This window comes from Streptomyces sp. NPDC088766 (assembly GCF_044750845.1).
Classification (GTDB): Bacteria; Actinomycetota; Actinomycetes; order Streptomycetales; family Streptomycetaceae; genus Streptomyces.
On the sequence record NZ_JBIVKQ010000028.1, the window covers coordinates 63,448 to 79,745 of the forward strand.

The following is a 16,298-nucleotide window of genomic DNA, read 5'->3' on the forward strand; positions in this document are numbered from 1 at the left end:
TGCTGCAGGGGGGTGGGGGTGGGGTGCATGGCGTCCTCCGTCTGGGCGTCGGTGTGGCACTGATGCTCTAAAAACGCGGTGGATCTGGTCCCGTCACGGCCTGTTCAGAGGGCATTTGGTGAACGTGAGTTCTAAAGCCGGGGTTGGGCCGTGCGGGCTCCGGGGTGTCGTCGTTCAAACTCGTTCGATCAGGTCAGACCACTCCTTCGGGGGGTTGCGGACATCACGAACCAGGGCCGCGGCGTACGACGGCGGCCTGGGGCGGTGATCGGAGGTGGAAGGGCGGGAGCGGGTCAGGTGTCGAGGACGGTGAAGGCGACCGCGGGGAAGCGGCGGCCGTTGACCTGGAGGGCGACGGAGTAGGAGCCAGGGGAGACCTTCCAGCGTGCGGTCGAGCGCAGCGGGTGCGCCTTGGCGAGTCGTAGCTCCTGACCCGGCTTGGCGGTGGCGCGACGCACGAAAGCCACCTTCTCCTGTGGCCGGCCGCTCGGTCCCGTAGTCGCGATCACGATCATCACGTGGACGGGAGTGGTCGCAGTGGCGGTGAGCGCGGCGGAGAAGTCCAGGGTGTCGCCGTCGCGGAGTTCGGTGCTCTGCAGGATGAGCGGCGTGAGGGAGATCGGTGCGTCGTGGGGGTAGCCGAGGAGGGCGTAGGCGGGTGGCCAACCCTCCTTCAGCCGGTTCATCAGGGCGTTGCGGGCGAGGAAGGCGAACTGCTCGCCGTTGACCCGGCCCGAAGCCTTCCACCGGTGGAGCGTGGCCAGCGCGAGGTCGGGCTGGGCGGCGGCGATGTCTCCGAGGTGGTTGGCCACGGAGGTGCGGACGTAGAGGTGCGGGTCGTCGTAGAGGGTCTCGAGGACGGGGAGGCTCGCGTCGGCGGGGAGCCCGATCCGTGGGGCCCAAGGGAGCAAGGGCCGGGTGGCCTCGCTCGCCAGCCGCCGTACCCGGAAGTCCTCATCGCGGCTCCACGCGTCGACGGCCTTCATCGTCTCGTCCGGGAAGTCGGCGAGAAAGTGCCGTACCGGGAGCTCAGCGGAGAAGTACCCCGTCATGCGGGCCAGCGCGGCAAGTGACCGTTCAAGATGCTCGGCGGTGCGCAGGTACCGGGAGACGTAGTCGGAGTGCGGGCTGTAGAGGTGCAGCCCGAAGTCGTTGGTCACCCCGGCGGCCGAGGGCGTCGGGGGCAGGGAGCGCAGCAGGATGTCGAGCGCGTCGGGGCCGCCGGCCGGGAGGTGGTCGTGCAGGCCCTGGCTGGTCCGGGCGATCCGGGCGCTCAACTCCAGCCGGGGAAGGTCCGCCATCACCGATGCCACGAAGCCCTCAGTGTCGAACTCAGGCCACACGCCGTGGACTTCGCGGCCGATACGGGCGATGCGCTCGGCGTTGAGAGCGGTCTCTTTCAGGGGAACCTTCGCGGTCATGGACAAACCCTAGGGCTGGCTGCGGGGGCATCCCTCGTGTTCTCGCCGCAGGTCATCCGGCGGTGTGAACGCGGGGGTTCTCGGCTATCGGACGGCGGCGCGGTACAGCAGCCGGCGGTGCCGGGAGCTGTCGCAGGGAGAGGCGGTGTGGAGGGTGGCGAGGTTGTCCCACACGACCAGGTCGCCCTGGCTCCAGCGGTGGCTGTAGACGTAGGGCGCGCTGGTCGCGTGCTGCAGCAACTCCTCCAGCAGAGTCCGGGCCTCCTGCTCGGCGAGTGTGGTGATGCCGCTGATCACCATGGAACCGAGTAGCAGGGAGCGCGCCCCCGTGACGGGATGGGGCAGGACGAGCGGATGTACGGCCTCCGGACTCGCGGCCAGGCTTCCGGTTACGATCGACGACTGCCCGCCGCTGGCCTGGCTCTGGAGCGCGCCGAGTTGCGCGAGCGAGTGCCGCGCACGCATCGGGCCGATTCGCTGTCGCACGGCATCGGGGAGGTCGGAGTAGGCGCGGGTCGCGTCGGCGAAGCGGGTCTCGCCGCCGCGTTGGGGGGTGATGACCGAGTAGAGCATCGTCGCCGAGGTGAGCTGGGGCTTGAAGCTGTTGTCGGCGTGCCATTCCTCCTCGTTGTCCCCGTCGTAGACGCCGATGTGTCTGCCGTCCTCGACGATGTTGCTGATGACGGTCAGGCCCGGGAAGCCGCCGACGGCGTACCGGCGGTCGACGCTGGTGTCGACCGTTCCGAAGCAGGAGGCGACGGTCAGCAGGTCGGCGTGGGTCAGGTGCTGGCGGGGCACGATCAGCAGCCGGTACTGATGCAGGGCCGCGGCCAGATGGGGCGCGAGGTGCTCGGCGTCGGTCGCGAGGTTGGTGTCGACGACGGCGCCGAAGCCGCTCTTGTCGAGCGGGCGCAGCGACAGGTCCATCGTCACTCCTTCCGGACGGTGATCGGGGCGGTCAGAACCGGGGCGAGGGCTGGAAGACGCTGATGTCCTTGACGCCGGAGGCGGCCATGCACAGCCGCTCGATGCCGATGCCGAGTCCGACGCTGCCGGCGGGGACGCGTCCCGTGTCGATCGCCTCCCTGGCCAGGGCCTGCTCGTCGTCGTACAGGTCCACCGCGCGGGCCCGGTCGACGAAGGCGGCTCCGTCGGGCTCGTCTTCGTAGCCGTGGACGACCTCGATGCCGTCGACCAGGACCTCGAAGCGGTTGAGGACGGCCGTCGTGCCGGGCGTCAGGCGGGCGCACGGCTCGTCTCCGCCGACCGGGTACTCGGTCAGGAACAGCGCGGCGCCGGCGCTCTGGACCTCGACCTCGCGCTCCACGTATTGCCCGAGCACCGTCTTGAACGGCACGTCCGCGCTCATGCCCAGGTGTGCGGCCATCCGCGCGGGCAGATCACCGAGGGGCTCGCGGTGCAGGTCGATGCCGAACTTGTCACGGATGTGGCCGGCGACGGAGACGCGCTGCGGGGCATAGGGCAGGTGTGGGCGGATCAGCCTCTCGGCGAGCGCCAGGAGGAAGTCGAAGTCCTCGCCGGCGGCGTAGAGGTCGAGCATCTGGAACTCGGGCGCGTGCAGCTCGTCGGGCTTCTCGGGCCGGAAGCATGCGCCGATCTCGAAGACGCGCGGGTGATGCTCCAGGTTCACGCGCAGGGCCGGGCCGATCATGGCCCGCAGGAACCGCCCGCCGTCGTGGTCCACGGGCAGACGGCGCCCTGGACCGAGGTCGGCTCGGCGCATGGTCGGGGTAGTCACCTCGACGAAAGCCTCGGCGCGAAGGGTGTCCCGGAGGGTGAACAGCAGGTCGGACTTCATGACGACGGGGTTGAGCACGGAGGCTCCTCAAGGCCGTTGTTTCCGGGCGGAGTTCGCGGGAAGCCGGGCCCCACGGTGATCTGGGACTCGGGCCCTCGGCGAGGCCACAACGTAGCCGCGCCCCGGCGAACGGCAGAAGCCCTCCCACCCCTCCGGCCGCGGCCAACGGGCCCGAAACGGGGCCCATCCAGGAACCAACTTCGGCATAAGAGCAGCTCAGAAGCGGTGTGCGCGCAACAGTGACGCAACGGTTCCGTGCAACCGGCGCAACGGCCAGAGCCGTTGCGGCCCTCCTCGGCCGAGTTCTAGCGTGACTGGCCAAGCGCCCGGCGTGACCGCCACGCAACGCTCCTCCACAGGCGGAGGGGGCGTGCTGAGGCGAGGCCCTCTTCACCGGCGTGCGCCCACGCCACGGCGTGCCGAGCCGACGGTTCAACACCTCACCGGACCCGCGGCCCGGCAGTTCCACAGCCCGATCACCCGGACTCGCGGATTACCCGCGACCGAGCAGGGAGAACTCGATGACCGCTACCGCTGGAATGACCCCGGACACCGACCTGAAGGCCGGCATGCGCCCCGACGCGGCGGACCTGAAGCTCGGGATGCGCCCCGACGCCGAGCTGAAGGCCGGCATGCGTCCGGACGCCTCCACCCTGAAGGTCGGCATGCGCCCCGACGCCGCCGTGCTGAAGGTCGGCATGCGCCCCGACGCCGCCGACCTGAAGGCCGGCATGCGCCCGGACAGCGCCCTCGTCGCCGCCTGACCGGCGGCTGATCCACCCCTTCGTCGTACTCCGGCGCGCCCGCCCAACGGCAGGCCGCCCGTGCGGTCCGCCCTGCGGGGGCGCGCCGGAGTACGGCCCCGCTCTCATCCGCACCGCGTCGACTGGAGAACCTGATGGGCAGCCCCGCCGCCGGCAGGACCCGCAACGGCACCGGAGCCTCCGGCCCGGTGCGCAAGGCCCTCGGCCAGCAGCTCATCGCCGACCTGGAGAAGCTCTGCGGGCGGCCGCCCATCGGCCTGTGGGACGTCGCCTGGGACCTCATGGCCATCGCCGCCGCGGCGATCGCCGGCCACCTCGTCGGTCACGTCGCCGGCCCCCTGCTCGCGGTCTGCTACATCGGGGTGCGCCAGCGCCACCTGTCCAACCTCGGCCACGAGTGCGTGCACTCCAAGCTCATGGCCACCCGCCGCGCCAACCGGATCGTCGGCTACCTTCTGACCGGCCTGCTCGGCGAAGGGTTCGAGCCCTACCGCAGCAGCCACTACGTCCACCACGCCAAGCTCGGCTCCGACGACGACCCGATGTTCCAGTCCTACCGCGCCGGCAACATCCGCGCCGCGGGCCGGGCACCGAGCCGCCGTGCCTTCGTCCTGCGGGTCATCGTGCGCAACGCCCTGTGGCGGCTGCCGAAAACCGCGGTGCTGACCCTGCTCACCCGCGCGCCGGGGGAAACCTGGCGGGCCCTCGCCGCCCGGGCCGTGCTGTGGGCGGGCGTCGTCGCCGCGCTGTGGCCCGTGGGCGGCGCGCCCTACCTGCTGCTCTACTGGCTGCTCCCCCTCGTCCTGATACGGCCCGTCGTCACCTGGATCACCGATCTCGGCAACCACGCCGGGCTGATCGAGAACGGCGACATCCTCCTGCAGACCCGCGGCTGGACCTCCCACTGGCTCACCCGGCACCTGCTCGGCGGTCACCTCGACGACATGTTCCACCCCATCCACCACTGGTGCCCGCAGATCCCCTGGCGGCGCCTGCCCGAGGCCCGCGCCCTGGCCGCCGAGCACCTGCCGCGCTTCGGCGAAGTGCCGTGGTGCTCCGGCTACTTCTTCCGGCGCCGCGCCACCCCCGACCAACCGTGCGTGATCGAGGACATCATCACCCGGCTCGCCGCCCCCGCCGCCTGCACCCCGGCCCGGCACGCCTCGGCCGCCTGACCTGATCCCCGCCCGACCTCCGAACCCCGTACGGCACCACCCCGCCCCGGCCGCGCATCTCGCGCGCCGGAGGCGAGGGCGCGCCGTCGCCCGCCGCCGAGGAGGCGGCCCACCATGCCCCAACCCGCGCCCGCCTCGCCGGCCTTGAACAGCTTCGACGAGTTCACCCGGCTCGACGAGGTCGTCCTCGGCCGCGCCGAGCACTACGACGCCCACCACACCGACACCTCGTGGCGGCTGTTCTTCTACGACAACGTCGCCCCCGTCCTCGGCCGGCACACCAGCCCGACGGGAGAGGAGCTCCTGGCGATCCCCGCGCAGCTGGTCGACGAGCTCAACGAGGACATCGCCAGCTTGGCCGACGCCCTGACCGGATGCGGAGTGAAGGTCCTGAGGCCCGCCGCCCCGGGCAAGGACGTCGACATCCGCTCCCCGCACTGGGATACCCGGGCCACCCCGCCGCTCAACGTCCGCGACCAGACCATCATCCTCGGCAACACCATCGTGGAGACCGCGCCCCACGTCCGCGCCCGGATCTTCGAGAACGACCTGCTCAAGCCCGCGTTCTACCGCTACTACCAGGAGGGTGCGAACTGGGTGAGCATGCCGCGCCCGGCCCTGGCCCGCGGCTCCCTGGACACTTCCTACTTCACCAGCCAGGACCTGGACGTCAGCCGCGCCATGGACGGCGAGAGTGCCGGCGCGATCGAGGGCCTGGGCCTGGAGATGGTCTTCGACGGCGCGCAGTGCATGCGCCTGGGCCGCGACGTCCTGGTCAACGTCGCCAACCACAACCACGAACTCGCCTTGCGCTGGCTGAGGGACAACCTCCCCGGCCTGCGGTTCCACCGCCTGAACGCCATAGCGGACAACCACATCGACAGCGTCCTGGTCCCGCTGCGCCCCGGCCTGATGCTGCTGCGCTCCCCGGCCTACCTGAAGTACCTGCCCAAGGACATGCAGTCCTGGGACGTGATCTACGCCCCCGATACCGACGACAGCAACTTTCCGGACTACAGCGACCTCGGCTTCGTCATCCCCATCGGCAGCCGGTACATGGACATCAACCTGCTGTCCATCGACGAGAGCACCGTCGTCGTCAACACCCTCTATCCGGAGCTGATCGAGGTCTTGGAGCACCGCGGGTTCACCGTCGTCCCCGTCCGCCACCGCCACAGGCGGCTGTTCGGCGGCGGCTTCCACTGCTTCACCCTCGACACCGTCCGCCGCGGCGGGCCCGAGGACTACCTCAGCTGACCCACGCCACCGCGCCCCGGCACCACGGCAGTCCGCTTCGACGTCTGGAGATCCTTGATGGACACCGCCTACCCCTGGCCACCCGACCGGGCCTTCTGGACCGGCACCTTCCCCGAGCACACCACCGGGCGGACCACGCCCTTCCTGTTCAAGGGCGTCATCCCCGCCTCCGCGGCCGGGCCGGACGACGTCCTGGCCGGATTCGAGGCCATCCGCCGGGCCCACACCGCCGGCACCGGCATCAAGGCGCACGCCCGCGTCTACGTCGGCGAGGACCGTCGCGACGACCTCCTGCCCCAGGCGCTGACCGCCCCGGCCTGGGACGGCGGCGTGGACGCCTTCGTGCCGTGGATGCAGGACCTCACCGGCGCCGAACGGTTCTCCCTGGTCATCAACAACCTGGAGACCGTCAGCCCCACCCTCGCCGCCGGCCTCGGTACCTTCCTGGGGACCCTCATTGACGGGTGGGGCCTGCCGCTGGGCGGCGCCGAACAGGTCGCCTTCGCCGGGAACTACGCAGGCACCGCCTTCGGGATCCACGAGGGTTACGAGGACGCCTTCCTCGTCCACCTCGGCCCGAACGCCAAGAACTTCTACTGCTGGCCCGCTGAGCAGTACGAGAAGCTCACCGGCGGCAAGGAGCCCACCTCCGGCGACTACCGCGCCCTGCTGGAGCAGGCCGAGCACTTCCTGCTGGAGCCGGGCGACGCCCTCTTCCTGCCCCGCCGCGTCTTCCACGTCGGCACCCAGGACACCTTCTCCGTCTCGGTGGCCATGCCGCTGTACACCTACCCGTACGCACAGCTCCTGCAGAGCCGCATCATCCCGGACGTCCTCGCCGACCTGGCCGGCGACGGGCCCGACGACCCGCTCAACGAACCCTCCGCGATGGCGGACACCACCACTGGGCCCGGCGCCGTCGCCGACCGTCTGGCCGGTGTTGGCCGCGAACTCCTCACCGTCGCCGCCGACCGCGTCCGCGCCGCAGCCCGCGAGCACACCGAGCAGCGATGGGCCACGCTGCTGAGCAACGGTGGCTGGGAGCTCGTCGAGGGCGACCTCTCCCGCCAGGAAGCCGCGGACGCCTTCGACCCCGAGCAGGTCATCCCGGGCGCCGGCATCCGCCTGATCACCCCCTACCAGGTGACCACCCTCCTCGACGGCGGCTCCCAGCAGGTCCTGCTGCGCGGCCACCAGCCGGGGGTCGCCCTCGACAGCGCGGGCCTGGACCGGGACACCGTCACCGCCCTCAACCGTGGCGACACCGTCGTCCTGCCCGACAACGCCGAGCTCCTGAGGGCCGTCCGCGCTCTGGGCGCCACCGGCGGCCTGCACCTGACCCCCCGCCCCTCCGACACCAAGGACGCCGACGCATGACCCCCGACAACAGCCTCGTCCAGGCCTACCTGAGGACCCACCCCGAGACGCAGAGCGCCGTCAACGGCACACTGCTGAGCAACTTCACCTCCGGCACCGCCCTGGTCACCAAGCACTTGGCCCCACTGGTCGAGTGGGTGTATGCGCGGATCGCTGAGAAGGTCGGCGCCGCCGACCTCAACGAGCGCCAGGCCCGCATGTACATCGAGGAGCTCTCGGCGTTCGCCCGTTACAACGCGCAGTTCCTCAAGGCGGCTGCTACCGCCGTGGAGGGCTACTGCCCCGAGCTCGCCCACGAGCTGCGCCGCAACCACATGGAGGAGGGCGGCGAGCGCGGCAAGGTGCCCGCGCACTACGTCCTCTACACCAATGCGCTCCTCTCCGACCTCGGCCTGCTCGTCAACGGCCATGTGCCCGCACCGGAGACGGAGACGCTGGTCAACCTCCACCAGTGGATGGTCGGCTCGCACATGCCCAGCCACATCGCCGGCGCTTACTACGCCACCGAGGCCGTGGCGATCGCCGAGACCGAGATCCTCCGCGACATCACCAACCGCTACGGTGAGCTGACCGGCGCCGGCAGCGGCGGCGAGCTCAAGGCCCTGAAGTACTACTACGACCTCCACCTCGACGAGGGGCACGAGGCCGCCCAGGTCGGCGGCATGAGCGTCGAGGCCGCCCATATCGAGGGCCTCGCCAGGTTCATCAAGGAGAGTGAACTCTTCCACATCGACCTGCCCCAGGCCCTCGACGGATGGCTGACGATCATGGAGGGAATGACACACTGGTGGGCTCAACTCGCCCACCGTGCATCGGAGATGAACTGATGAACGCCACCCCCGACATCGTCGCCGCCGCCCAGGGGCGCACCGGCGGATGCCTGTGCGGAAAGATCCGCTTCACCGTCAAGGGCGAGGCCGTCTACCCGCACACGTGCAGCTGCAAGCACTGCAAGAAGCTGGGCGGCGGCCCGATGATGTGGTGGGCCGGCTTCGCCCGGGAGAACGTCACCTGGACGAACGGCGTCGAGCCAACCTGGTACACCACGTTCGAGGGCGAGGCCCAGCGCGGCTTTTGCCCGGACTGTGGCAGCCGCCTCGCGGCGATCGACAGCGACGTTCCCGAGCTCGGCATCGTCGTCACGGCCCTGGACGACACCAGCGGCGCCGATCTCGTCCCCGTCAACCAGTCCTTCCGCGACAACGCCGTGGCATGGCTGGACCAGGTCCCCGACACCACCGAGAAGAGCCCCGTCGGCTGACACCCGCGCCTCCGGAGGCCGGCAGCCCTGATTCTGCCGGCCCCCGGACTCCGCACCCTCCTGGGACCGTCTGCGCCGCGTCCGGCTCACCTCCGATCCGTCCCGCACCCCGCCCAGGAGACCCCTCGTGCTCACCCCGCACGCAACCAGCGAGTACGGCGCCCTGCGCCACGTTGCCATGCGCTACGCGAGCGACCTCACCCCCGATCTCGACGGCCCCGACATCCACCCCGTTTTGACCCGCCAGAAGACCACCAGTTCCTGGCAGGCGTACGACCCGGCCACCGTCCGCACCCAGCAAGACACCCTCATTGGCCTGCTCCGCGGACGCAGCATCGAGGTGACCCTTCTCGATGCCGCTCCGGGCTCCCCGGTCCAGCACTACCCCCGCGACATCGCCTTCGTCATCGACCACGTCCTGGTCATGGCCCGCCTGAACGCCACGCACCGCCGCCCCGAGGCTGACGCGCTCGCCCCGCTGCTGGCCGGCGCCCCGCACGTCGCCCACCTGGACGAAGGCACCATCGAAGGTGGCGACGTAGCCCTGCATACCGGAACCGTCCTGGTCGGCCTGGGCGAGGAGACCTCCCCCACCGGCGTGGAGGCGCTGCGGCGGGCGCTGGCTCACCACGGTGTCGACCGCGAGGTCCGCCCGGTGCACTTCGCCACCCACGGCATCGTCCACCTGGACGACCATTTCGCCATCGTCGCGCCCGGCACCGCCCTCATCCACCGCGATGTCTTCCCGCCCGCCGAACTGTGCTGGTTCAAGCAGCACTTCGACCTCATCGACGTCACCGTCGCAGAGGCGCGCGCCGTCCAGATCAATGTCCTGGCGATCGCCCCGGACACCGTGATCGTCGCTGCCGGCAGCGACCGCATCAGGGAGCAGCTCACCGCCCGCGGACTCGAGGTCCTCACCGTCGATTACCGCGAGGTCACCCGGATCCCCGGCTCCCTGCGCTGCACCACCCTGCCGCTGACCCGCGCCTGATCCACCCCCGTACCCGCCCCGCACCCGGCCGCCGGCCCACACAGTGCGGTCCTTCGCCGTCGCCCGACTCCTGGAGCTGTCGTGCCCGACCCGCTGCTACCCGTGCTCCTCGCCGTCCCGGTCGTGATCCTCGCCTGCCAGGCCGGCGGGCGAGCCGTCAGGCTGCTCGGCCAGCCGCCGGTCATTGGCGAAATCCTGGCCGGTATCCTGCTCGGCCCTTCGCTCCTCGGCTGGCTCGCCCCCACCGCCCAGCAGCACCTCCTGCCCCCCTCGGTCCTGCCGGTCACCTCCGCGTTGGGCACCCTCGGCCTGATGGCATTCCTGTTCCTGATCGGACTGGAACTCGACCTGCGCAGCCTGCGCACCACCCGTGGCGCCGTCGCCGCAGTCAGCCTCACCGGTCTTCTGCTCCCCATGGCACTCGGCGCCGCCCTGGCCGCCGCCCTCTACTCGACCTTCGCCCCCGACGGCGTCGACCGGCTGCCGTTCACCCTGTTCGTCGCCGTCGCCCTGAGCATCACCGCCTTCCCGGTCCTCGCCCGGATCCTCGCCGACCGCGGCCTGGAGACCACACCCCTGGGCGCCTTCGCCCTGGCCTGCGCCGCCACCGACGACGTCCTCGCCTGGTGCCTGCTCACCGCCGCCGTCGCCCTGACCACCTCAGGCACCGCCCTGTCGGCCCTCACCACCCTCGCCCTCACCGCCGCCCTCGCCCTCACACGCCCCTTGCTGCGCACCCTGCTCAAGCGCGCCGGCCGCACCGGCGACGAGCTCGTCCTGGCCCTGCTGTTCGCCGGGCTGTGCCTCAGCGCCTACACCACCGACCAGATCGGCGTGCACCCCGCCTTCGGCGCGTTCCTGTTCGGCACCGCCGCCCCCCGCGGCCTCCCCGCCGTCGAGCGCGGCGCCGCGCGCATCCGCGCCGTCGTCCTGCCGCTCCTCCTGCCGCTGTTCTTCGTCGGCGCCGGCCTGCACACCGACTTCTCCCACCTGCCCGCAGGACAGTGGGGCTGGGGCGCGGCCATTCTCGTCGTCGCCGTCGTCGGCAAGTGGGGCGGCGCGGCCGGCGCGGCCCGGCTCACCGGCTCCGACTGGCGCTGGTCAACCGCCGTCGGCACGCTCATGAACTGCCGTGGCCTGACCGAACTCGTCGTCCTCGGTATCGGCCTGCAGACCGGCGTCATCACCGAGGCCCTGTTCACCCTCCTGGTGATCATGACCGTCATCACCACCGCGGCAACCGCCCCCATCCTCCGGTGCGTGGCCGGCGACGACCCGAGAATGACCCCGCCGACGCCCCACGACAACCCTGACCGCGCCCCGGCCCGGGAGACGACCCGATGACCCGCCCGAAATCGGTCCTGGACGCGGTCCTCACCCGCCGCAGCGCTCCCCGTCTGACCGAGCCCGCCCCCGGCTCCGCCGACCTGGAGTGCCTCGTCCAGGCCGCGGCCACCGTCCCCGACCACGGGCGGCTGCGCCCCTGGCGGCTGGTCGCGGTGAGCGGCGACGAGCGGGCCCGGCTCGGCGATGCGCTCGCCGAGGCCGCCGACGCCCCGGAGCAGGCCCGCCGCGTCGCCGCCAAGCCCTTGCGCGCGCCCCTGCTCCTGGCGATCGTGCACCGGCCCGTGCCGGACCACCCGAAGGTCCCCGAGTGGGAGCAGCTGGCCGCCACCGCCGGCATGGTCACCACGCTGTCGCTGCTCCTGCACAGTCACGGCTTCGCGTCGATCTGGCGCACCGGACTCACCGTCCAGGTACCCCAGGTCCGCAAGTACCTCGGCGTCGAGGACGACGAACAGCTCCTGGGCTGGCTGTACGTCGGCACCCGGGAGGGCGAGGACGCCGCCGACCGGCGGCCTCTCGACATCCCCACCAGGATCACCTGGCACACGACCGGCATCTGAGCCCACCACCCGGCACGCGACGCGCCCGGCAGCGAGCCGGGCGCGTCGCTGTACCCCGCTGCGAAAGGCGGACCATGCGCGACATCCAGCACATCGAGACCCCCGGACACACCCTGAGCGTCCGCGTCGATCCCGGGAGCGAGTGGGAGGGCCGCCCCGCCCTGTGGCCGAGCGTGGGGGAGTACCCGATCTACGACCCGTTCCTCTACACGACCATGACCACCGACGACGAGCGCAACCGTCGCTTCCGCGCGGCCCTGGCCCGCCTGGCGCCGGACCGGCGGATCCTGGACATCGGGACGGGACAGGACCTGCTCTGGGCACGCGAAGGCGTGCAGGCCGGAGCTCGGCATGCCGTAGCCATCGAGGTCATCGAGGACGCCTTCCACAAGGCTGCCGCCAACCTGTCGACCCTCGCCTTCCCGGACCGGATCACGCTGCTGCTCGGCGAGTCGACCAGTCTCCGTTTCGCCCCCCCGCGCCGATGTCTGCGTCGCCGAAATCATCGGTTCGCTCGCCGGCGCCGAAGACGCGGCCGCCGTCCTGGCTGACGCCCGCATCCGTCTCATGGAACCTGGCGGCATTGCCGTACCCCACCGCGCGGTCACCCTGGCCGCCGCGGTCCGCCTGTCCGACCTGCTCCCCGACCAGCCCATCGCGTTCGCCGAGGCCGCGCTTCCGTACCTGCGCAGCATCTTCGACTGGCACGGCGGCCTCTTCGACGTGCGGCTCCGGGTCGAGAACCCGCCCGTCGACGCGCTGCTCTCCGAGGGCGCTCCCGCCGAGGTGCTCGACTTCAACGGTGACCTTCAGACACAGCAGAGCACGACCACGCGCTTGGTCATCACGCGGCCGGGCCTCGTAGACGGCGTGCTCACCTGGCTCAACCTCTGGTGCCTGCCGGACGAAGAGCCGCTCGACGCGCTGCGCATGCAGACGAACTGGGCCACCATCTACCTGCCACTCTTCGACCGCCCCTGGCCGGTCGAGCCAGGAAACGTCCTGGAGCTCACCTTCGCGGCCAACCTAAGCGACGACCGGGTGCACCCGGACTATCAGCTCCGGGCCGTCCTGCACACAGCCGACGGGCAACAGCACCGCGGCTCTCTCGTCTCCCCGCACCACGGCGGTGCCTTCCGGTCCCACGCGATCTACTGGCATCTCTTTCCCACGGGCTGACCGGTACCGGGCCGGGCGCCCCAGGCCCATCGCGGACTCCTCCGCAGGCTGCCTGGGACGCGACGGCGGTTGGGATGGTCAGAAGTCCCGTAGCGACTCGCCCGCGTTCAGGTGGTCCAGGCGCTCGGAGAGCCGTCGGCTCATCAGGTGCTGTGACGCCTGGGAGGCACGCTTCGCGGCCGCCGTGTGCTCCGCCGGGGCACCGCGCAGTCGCGCCAGCTCGGCTTCAGTGATCAGCAGTTCCACTGTGTCGCGAGTGCGGTCCGAAGGAAGGGCCGACGCCTCCTTCAGCGCCTGAGCGCCCTGTTCGGCCAGGCCAGCGACGGCGAATGCCCACGCCGCCTGTCCTTCCAGCTCACGCAGGTCGAACCACTCCAACCAGGTCGGACCGGAGTTCCTCTGCGCGCGGACGAAGAACTCGCGGGCCCGCCTCACCGCCGCCACGACCTGATCCGCCTGGCCATTCAGGGCCCATGCCCGGGCCTCGGTCACGCAGGCGTAGGCCCTGACCAGCGGAGGCGAGCCCTTGGCCGCCAGCACAGCACTGCGCGCGTGCGCGAGCACGTCGGCCTGCCCTCCCTGCGTTGCCGCCAGCCGGGCCTGGTGAATGTGGACCCGGGTGATGCGGGCGCGGTCGCCGATCGCCTGGGCCAGCCGCATCGCCTGAAGGTCATAGCGCTGGGCGAGACCGGGAAGCTGGTCGTCGTAGGCCATCGACGCCATCGCGAGGACGGCATCCACCACGCTGCCGTACAGCCGACGCCCGGTCCGCGCGGAGAAGCCCCCGTTCAGCATCGGCGTGGCGTGCGTGTCCATCATCGACGCGAACACGGAGCGGAACTTGCCTCCACCGTGCTGAGAGTCGAGCTTGCCGTACAGCTGCGTCTGCTCGTCGAGAAGGTCGATGTCCGCCGCGCTCACCTTGTGCTGCCCGAGCCCACCGAGCACAGAGTCGGCCGGCATGACGAGCGCCTCCCTCGAGGCGGGACCGAACACGCTCGGAGAGAACGCGCTCTTGACGACGCTCCGCCGCCGCATCGCGTCCAAGGCCCACAACTTCGAGAGCATCCGTACGGCGTGCGGCAAATCCAGGTACTCCAGCGACTGCGCAGCGACCAAGCCGGTGTCCGACGGCCAGCCCAAGCTCTCCGGCGTCACCACCCGGTTAAGGGCCTTAGACAGCACATGACACGCGGCGGCCGCGAGGTCGTCGCTGGGGGTCGCCCCCTTGCACCACCGCGAGACGGTACTCGTGACCACCGTGTACGGCAGGTGGGTAGCCTCGCAGCGCGCGGCGATCCGGCGGGCGAAGCCGCTGATGGACCACTCCAAGGTCTCCAGGTGTTTGAGTAAGACCTCGTTGCGCTCAGCCTTCGCTGGTCTCGGTCTCGTCATCGTGCCGTCCATCGAGGCGAAGTTGACAACGAGGACGACACCCTCCCAAGCAGAAGCGCGGTTGTGGACGTGGGCTCCCGCAATGAGGTGGCCGGGGTAAATGGGAGACCTCTGGGGTTCGCCTTGGCCGCCAAGACGAACGGGATGATCAGAACGCCCATCAGGATCACAGTGAGGCTGCCGCCGAGGTCGCGAAGCGCCGACCCGAGCGGGCCCTCGTGCCAGGATCGTCCGGTATGGGACAAGATGTCATCTCCTTGGTGGGATGGCGGCTGGCAGGACTGATGGGAGTGCGTTCGAGGCTGGCCGTCACGGCCTGCCGGACCTCGGTCGCGCAATCAGGCGGGGCTTCGGTCAAGGAGTTCGCAGACGAGCACTGCGAGACGGGCGGTGCACCACAGCGGGCTGGACGCGACGCCGGTCGTGTCGAGAACGAGAGCAGCCGCGGAAGGTCTGGGTGTGCTCGGCGTTACGGCCCTGGCGCGCACGGACGGCGTCAAGCTGGTTGTTGACGCGTTTGACCGAGTGCGCGGCGGACTGGGTTGCGCCGGCGATCAGTTTGCGGGCGAGGTCGCAGCGCTGGGGCCCGGCGGTGGTCATGCGCTGCCCCGATCGTCCGGGGCCGTCTCCGGCGCGTGGACGCGGCAGGCGATAAGGGTGCTCAGCCCGGGCCTTTGCTCGGCGGCGAGTTCGAGGCGGACGACTCGTTCACCCTCTCGTCCTGTCCCGGAACCCCGGATGACCCAGCCCCTGTCGGTGAGCCGACGCAGTAGGGCGGCGATGGGGTCGGCATCCAGGGGGTGGCGAGCCAGGGCCTCGGCGCGGACGGCGGGCAGGCCCTGCCGGGCGGCGAAGTCTGAGGCCCACAGGGTGATCAACCGCATGATGTCGTCGGGTTGGTCGGGCAGGGTGTGGACACAGCCGAGGAAGAGGCAAGGGCCTTCGCCCCAGCCGAGGCCGGGGTCGCGCTGGGGGATCAGGCAGGCCAGCAGCTTCCCGTCCTCGAACAGCCCGGCCGGCTTCGTCTGCGGGTTTCGGAAGTGGGCCGGGACGTCGGCTTGAGCGGGCACCGGGAGACCGCGCATGGCGAGCTGGCGCTGGCGGTCCTGGACAAGGGCGGCGGCCTCCTCGCGCTCGGCGTCCGTGCGTAACGTGCGCATCTCGTACACGGCGGCCAAGGGCGGCGTGGTGAAGGGTGCCGCAGTTGGCCGGCCCTGGTGGGTCGTGGTGGCCGGGTGCCGGTTCACTGGCTCGCTCCGACGCGCGTCGGCTCGGCCGTCAGCAGGTTCCATCCGTGCGCCAGGATGACCAGCTGGGTGGTGTCCTTGGCGCCCGTGTCGACGAGTAGCTGGTCGAGCGCGGCGCGCAGGTCGGCGGGGGCGAGCTTGGCGGCGAGGGCGACGTTGCGGGGGTTGCTGTGCTCGGCGACGGCTCGCAGCAGCAGCAGGTCCTCGGGACTGAACTGCGGCGCCGGCCGGTCGGGCGCGGGAACGGCCACCTGCTGGGTGGCGAACAGGCGGTGCACCATCACCGGGGGCTTGCAGCGCGGCGGGCAGTGAAGGCTCTCGCGGATGTCGCGCATGTACTGGCGGACGGTTTCGGCCGACAGCCCGGTCTGTGCGCCGATCTCCTTCGGCGCAAGGCCGCCTGCCAGGTGCTGGGCGATGCGCAGCAGGGTCGGCGTCAGCGGAGTGATGGGTGCGCTAGTCGTTACGGGCGAGGTCACGGTGTCTCTTTCTCGGCTGGGAT

The 16,298-nt window shown here is 71.0% G+C and carries 17 protein-coding genes; 11 read left to right on the forward strand and 6 right to left on the reverse strand.

Annotated elements, in window-relative coordinates; translation table 11 throughout:
- Window positions 1-293: 293 nt before the first annotated feature.
- From ACIP5W_RS30405 to ACIP5W_RS30415, 3 genes are all read right to left on the reverse strand, one after another.
- Complete coding sequence (locus ACIP5W_RS30405) at window positions 294-1,421, reverse strand: hypothetical protein (protein WP_401480355.1); 1,128 nt, start codon at window positions 1,419-1,421, stop codon at window positions 294-296.
- An 84-nt stretch (window positions 1,422-1,505) separates the two neighbouring features.
- Window positions 1,506-2,348: a TauD/TfdA dioxygenase family protein gene (locus ACIP5W_RS30410; RefSeq protein ID WP_401480357.1), complete on the reverse strand. Its 843-nt coding sequence runs from the start codon at window positions 2,346-2,348 to the stop codon at window positions 1,506-1,508.
- A 31-nt stretch (window positions 2,349-2,379) separates the two neighbouring features.
- Window positions 2,380-3,258 (reverse strand): amino acid--tRNA ligase-related protein, encoded by an 879-nt coding sequence (locus ACIP5W_RS30415; RefSeq protein WP_401480359.1) that lies wholly within the window; start codon window positions 3,256-3,258, stop codon window positions 2,380-2,382.
- 503 nt (window positions 3,259-3,761) lie between these two features.
- Between ACIP5W_RS30415 and ACIP5W_RS30420 the strand changes: the two genes are divergently transcribed.
- From ACIP5W_RS30420 to ACIP5W_RS30470, 11 genes are all read left to right on the forward strand, one after another.
- The gene (locus tag ACIP5W_RS30420) at window positions 3,762-4,004 is read left to right on the forward strand and encodes a hypothetical protein (protein WP_401480361.1); all 243 of its coding nucleotides are present in this window, start codon (window positions 3,762-3,764) and stop codon (window positions 4,002-4,004) included.
- Between the two features lie 134 nt (window positions 4,005-4,138).
- A complete protein-coding gene (locus ACIP5W_RS30425; RefSeq protein ID WP_392245039.1) occupies window positions 4,139-5,179 on the forward strand; it encodes a fatty acid desaturase family protein in 1,041 nt (346 codons plus the stop codon).
- Window positions 5,180-5,293: 114 nt separating this feature from the next.
- Window positions 5,294-6,436, forward strand: coding sequence for an inosamine-phosphate amidinotransferase 1 (locus ACIP5W_RS30430; protein WP_401480363.1), 1,143 nt, complete (start codon window positions 5,294-5,296; stop codon window positions 6,434-6,436).
- A 57-nt stretch (window positions 6,437-6,493) separates the two neighbouring features.
- Window positions 6,494-7,813, forward strand: a complete 1,320-nt coding sequence (locus ACIP5W_RS30435; protein ID WP_401480365.1) for a JmjC domain-containing protein — start codon at window positions 6,494-6,496, stop codon at window positions 7,811-7,813.
- Complete coding sequence (locus ACIP5W_RS30440) at window positions 7,810-8,640, forward strand: DUF3865 domain-containing protein (RefSeq protein ID WP_401480367.1); 831 nt, start codon at window positions 7,810-7,812, stop codon at window positions 8,638-8,640. Before ACIP5W_RS30435 ends, ACIP5W_RS30440 begins: the two co-directional genes overlap by 4 nt.
- Window positions 8,640-9,074, forward strand: coding sequence for a GFA family protein (locus tag ACIP5W_RS30445; RefSeq protein ID WP_401480369.1), 435 nt, complete (start codon window positions 8,640-8,642; stop codon window positions 9,072-9,074). The genes ACIP5W_RS30440 and ACIP5W_RS30445 overlap by 1 nt, the downstream gene beginning before the upstream one ends.
- A 127-nt stretch (window positions 9,075-9,201) precedes the next feature.
- Window positions 9,202-10,068 carry a dimethylarginine dimethylaminohydrolase family protein gene (locus ACIP5W_RS30450; protein WP_401480371.1) on the forward strand — a complete coding sequence of 289 codons (867 nt, stop codon included), beginning with the start codon at window positions 9,202-9,204 and terminating at the stop codon, window positions 10,066-10,068.
- Between the two features lie 81 nt (window positions 10,069-10,149).
- A complete protein-coding gene (locus tag ACIP5W_RS30455; RefSeq protein ID WP_401480373.1) occupies window positions 10,150-11,412 on the forward strand; it encodes a cation:proton antiporter in 1,263 nt (420 codons plus the stop codon).
- Entirely contained in the window at window positions 11,409-11,975 is a 567-nt protein-coding gene (locus ACIP5W_RS30460) for a nitroreductase (protein ID WP_401480375.1), read from the forward strand. Before ACIP5W_RS30455 ends, ACIP5W_RS30460 begins: the two co-directional genes overlap by 4 nt.
- Window positions 11,976-12,049: 74 nt before the next feature.
- On the forward strand, window positions 12,050-12,526 hold the full coding sequence (locus ACIP5W_RS30465) for a hypothetical protein (protein WP_401480377.1): 477 nt from the start codon (window positions 12,050-12,052) through the stop codon (window positions 12,524-12,526).
- 16 nt (window positions 12,527-12,542) lie between these two features.
- Window positions 12,543-13,154, forward strand: coding sequence for a hypothetical protein (locus tag ACIP5W_RS30470; RefSeq protein ID WP_401480379.1), 612 nt, complete (start codon window positions 12,543-12,545; stop codon window positions 13,152-13,154).
- A gap of 78 nt (window positions 13,155-13,232) precedes the next feature.
- On the opposite strand, the gene ACIP5W_RS30475 is transcribed toward ACIP5W_RS30470, so the two are convergent.
- The 3 genes from ACIP5W_RS30475 to ACIP5W_RS30485 form a co-directional block, all read right to left on the reverse strand.
- Complete coding sequence (locus ACIP5W_RS30475) at window positions 13,233-14,561, reverse strand: transcriptional regulator (protein ID WP_401480381.1); 1,329 nt, start codon at window positions 14,559-14,561, stop codon at window positions 13,233-13,235.
- 584 nt (window positions 14,562-15,145) lie between these two features.
- Window positions 15,146-15,718, reverse strand: a complete 573-nt coding sequence (locus ACIP5W_RS30480; RefSeq protein WP_401480433.1) for a hypothetical protein — start codon at window positions 15,716-15,718, stop codon at window positions 15,146-15,148.
- A gap of 74 nt (window positions 15,719-15,792) precedes the next feature.
- The gene (locus ACIP5W_RS30485; protein ID WP_401480383.1) at window positions 15,793-16,275 is read right to left on the reverse strand and encodes a DNA-binding protein; all 483 of its coding nucleotides are present in this window, start codon (window positions 16,273-16,275) and stop codon (window positions 15,793-15,795) included.
- Between the last annotated feature and the right edge of the window lie 23 nt (window positions 16,276-16,298).

Coding starts and splice junctions, on each gene's coding strand:
- ACIP5W_RS30405 (WP_401480355.1), bottom strand. CDS start 1,421: ATGACCGCGAAGGTTCCCCTGAAAGAGACCGCTCTCAACGCCGAGCGC.
- ACIP5W_RS30410 (WP_401480357.1), bottom strand. CDS start 2,348: ATGGACCTGTCGCTGCGCCCGCTCGACAAGAGCGGCTTCGGCGCCGTC.
- ACIP5W_RS30420 (WP_401480361.1), top strand. CDS start 3,762: ATGACCGCTACCGCTGGAATGACCCCGGACACCGACCTGAAGGCCGGC.
- ACIP5W_RS30425 (WP_392245039.1), top strand. CDS start 4,139: ATGGGCAGCCCCGCCGCCGGCAGGACCCGCAACGGCACCGGAGCCTCC.
- ACIP5W_RS30430 (WP_401480363.1), top strand. CDS start 5,294: ATGCCCCAACCCGCGCCCGCCTCGCCGGCCTTGAACAGCTTCGACGAG.
- ACIP5W_RS30435 (WP_401480365.1), top strand. CDS start 6,494: ATGGACACCGCCTACCCCTGGCCACCCGACCGGGCCTTCTGGACCGGC.
- ACIP5W_RS30440 (WP_401480367.1), top strand. CDS start 7,810: ATGACCCCCGACAACAGCCTCGTCCAGGCCTACCTGAGGACCCACCCC.
- ACIP5W_RS30445 (WP_401480369.1), top strand. CDS start 8,640: ATGAACGCCACCCCCGACATCGTCGCCGCCGCCCAGGGGCGCACCGGC.
- ACIP5W_RS30460 (WP_401480375.1), top strand. CDS start 11,409: ATGACCCGCCCGAAATCGGTCCTGGACGCGGTCCTCACCCGCCGCAGC.
- ACIP5W_RS30465 (WP_401480377.1), top strand. CDS start 12,050: ATGCGCGACATCCAGCACATCGAGACCCCCGGACACACCCTGAGCGTC.
- ACIP5W_RS30470 (WP_401480379.1), top strand. CDS start 12,543: ATGGAACCTGGCGGCATTGCCGTACCCCACCGCGCGGTCACCCTGGCC.
- ACIP5W_RS30475 (WP_401480381.1), bottom strand. CDS start 14,561: ATGGACGGCACGATGACGAGACCGAGACCAGCGAAGGCTGAGCGCAAC.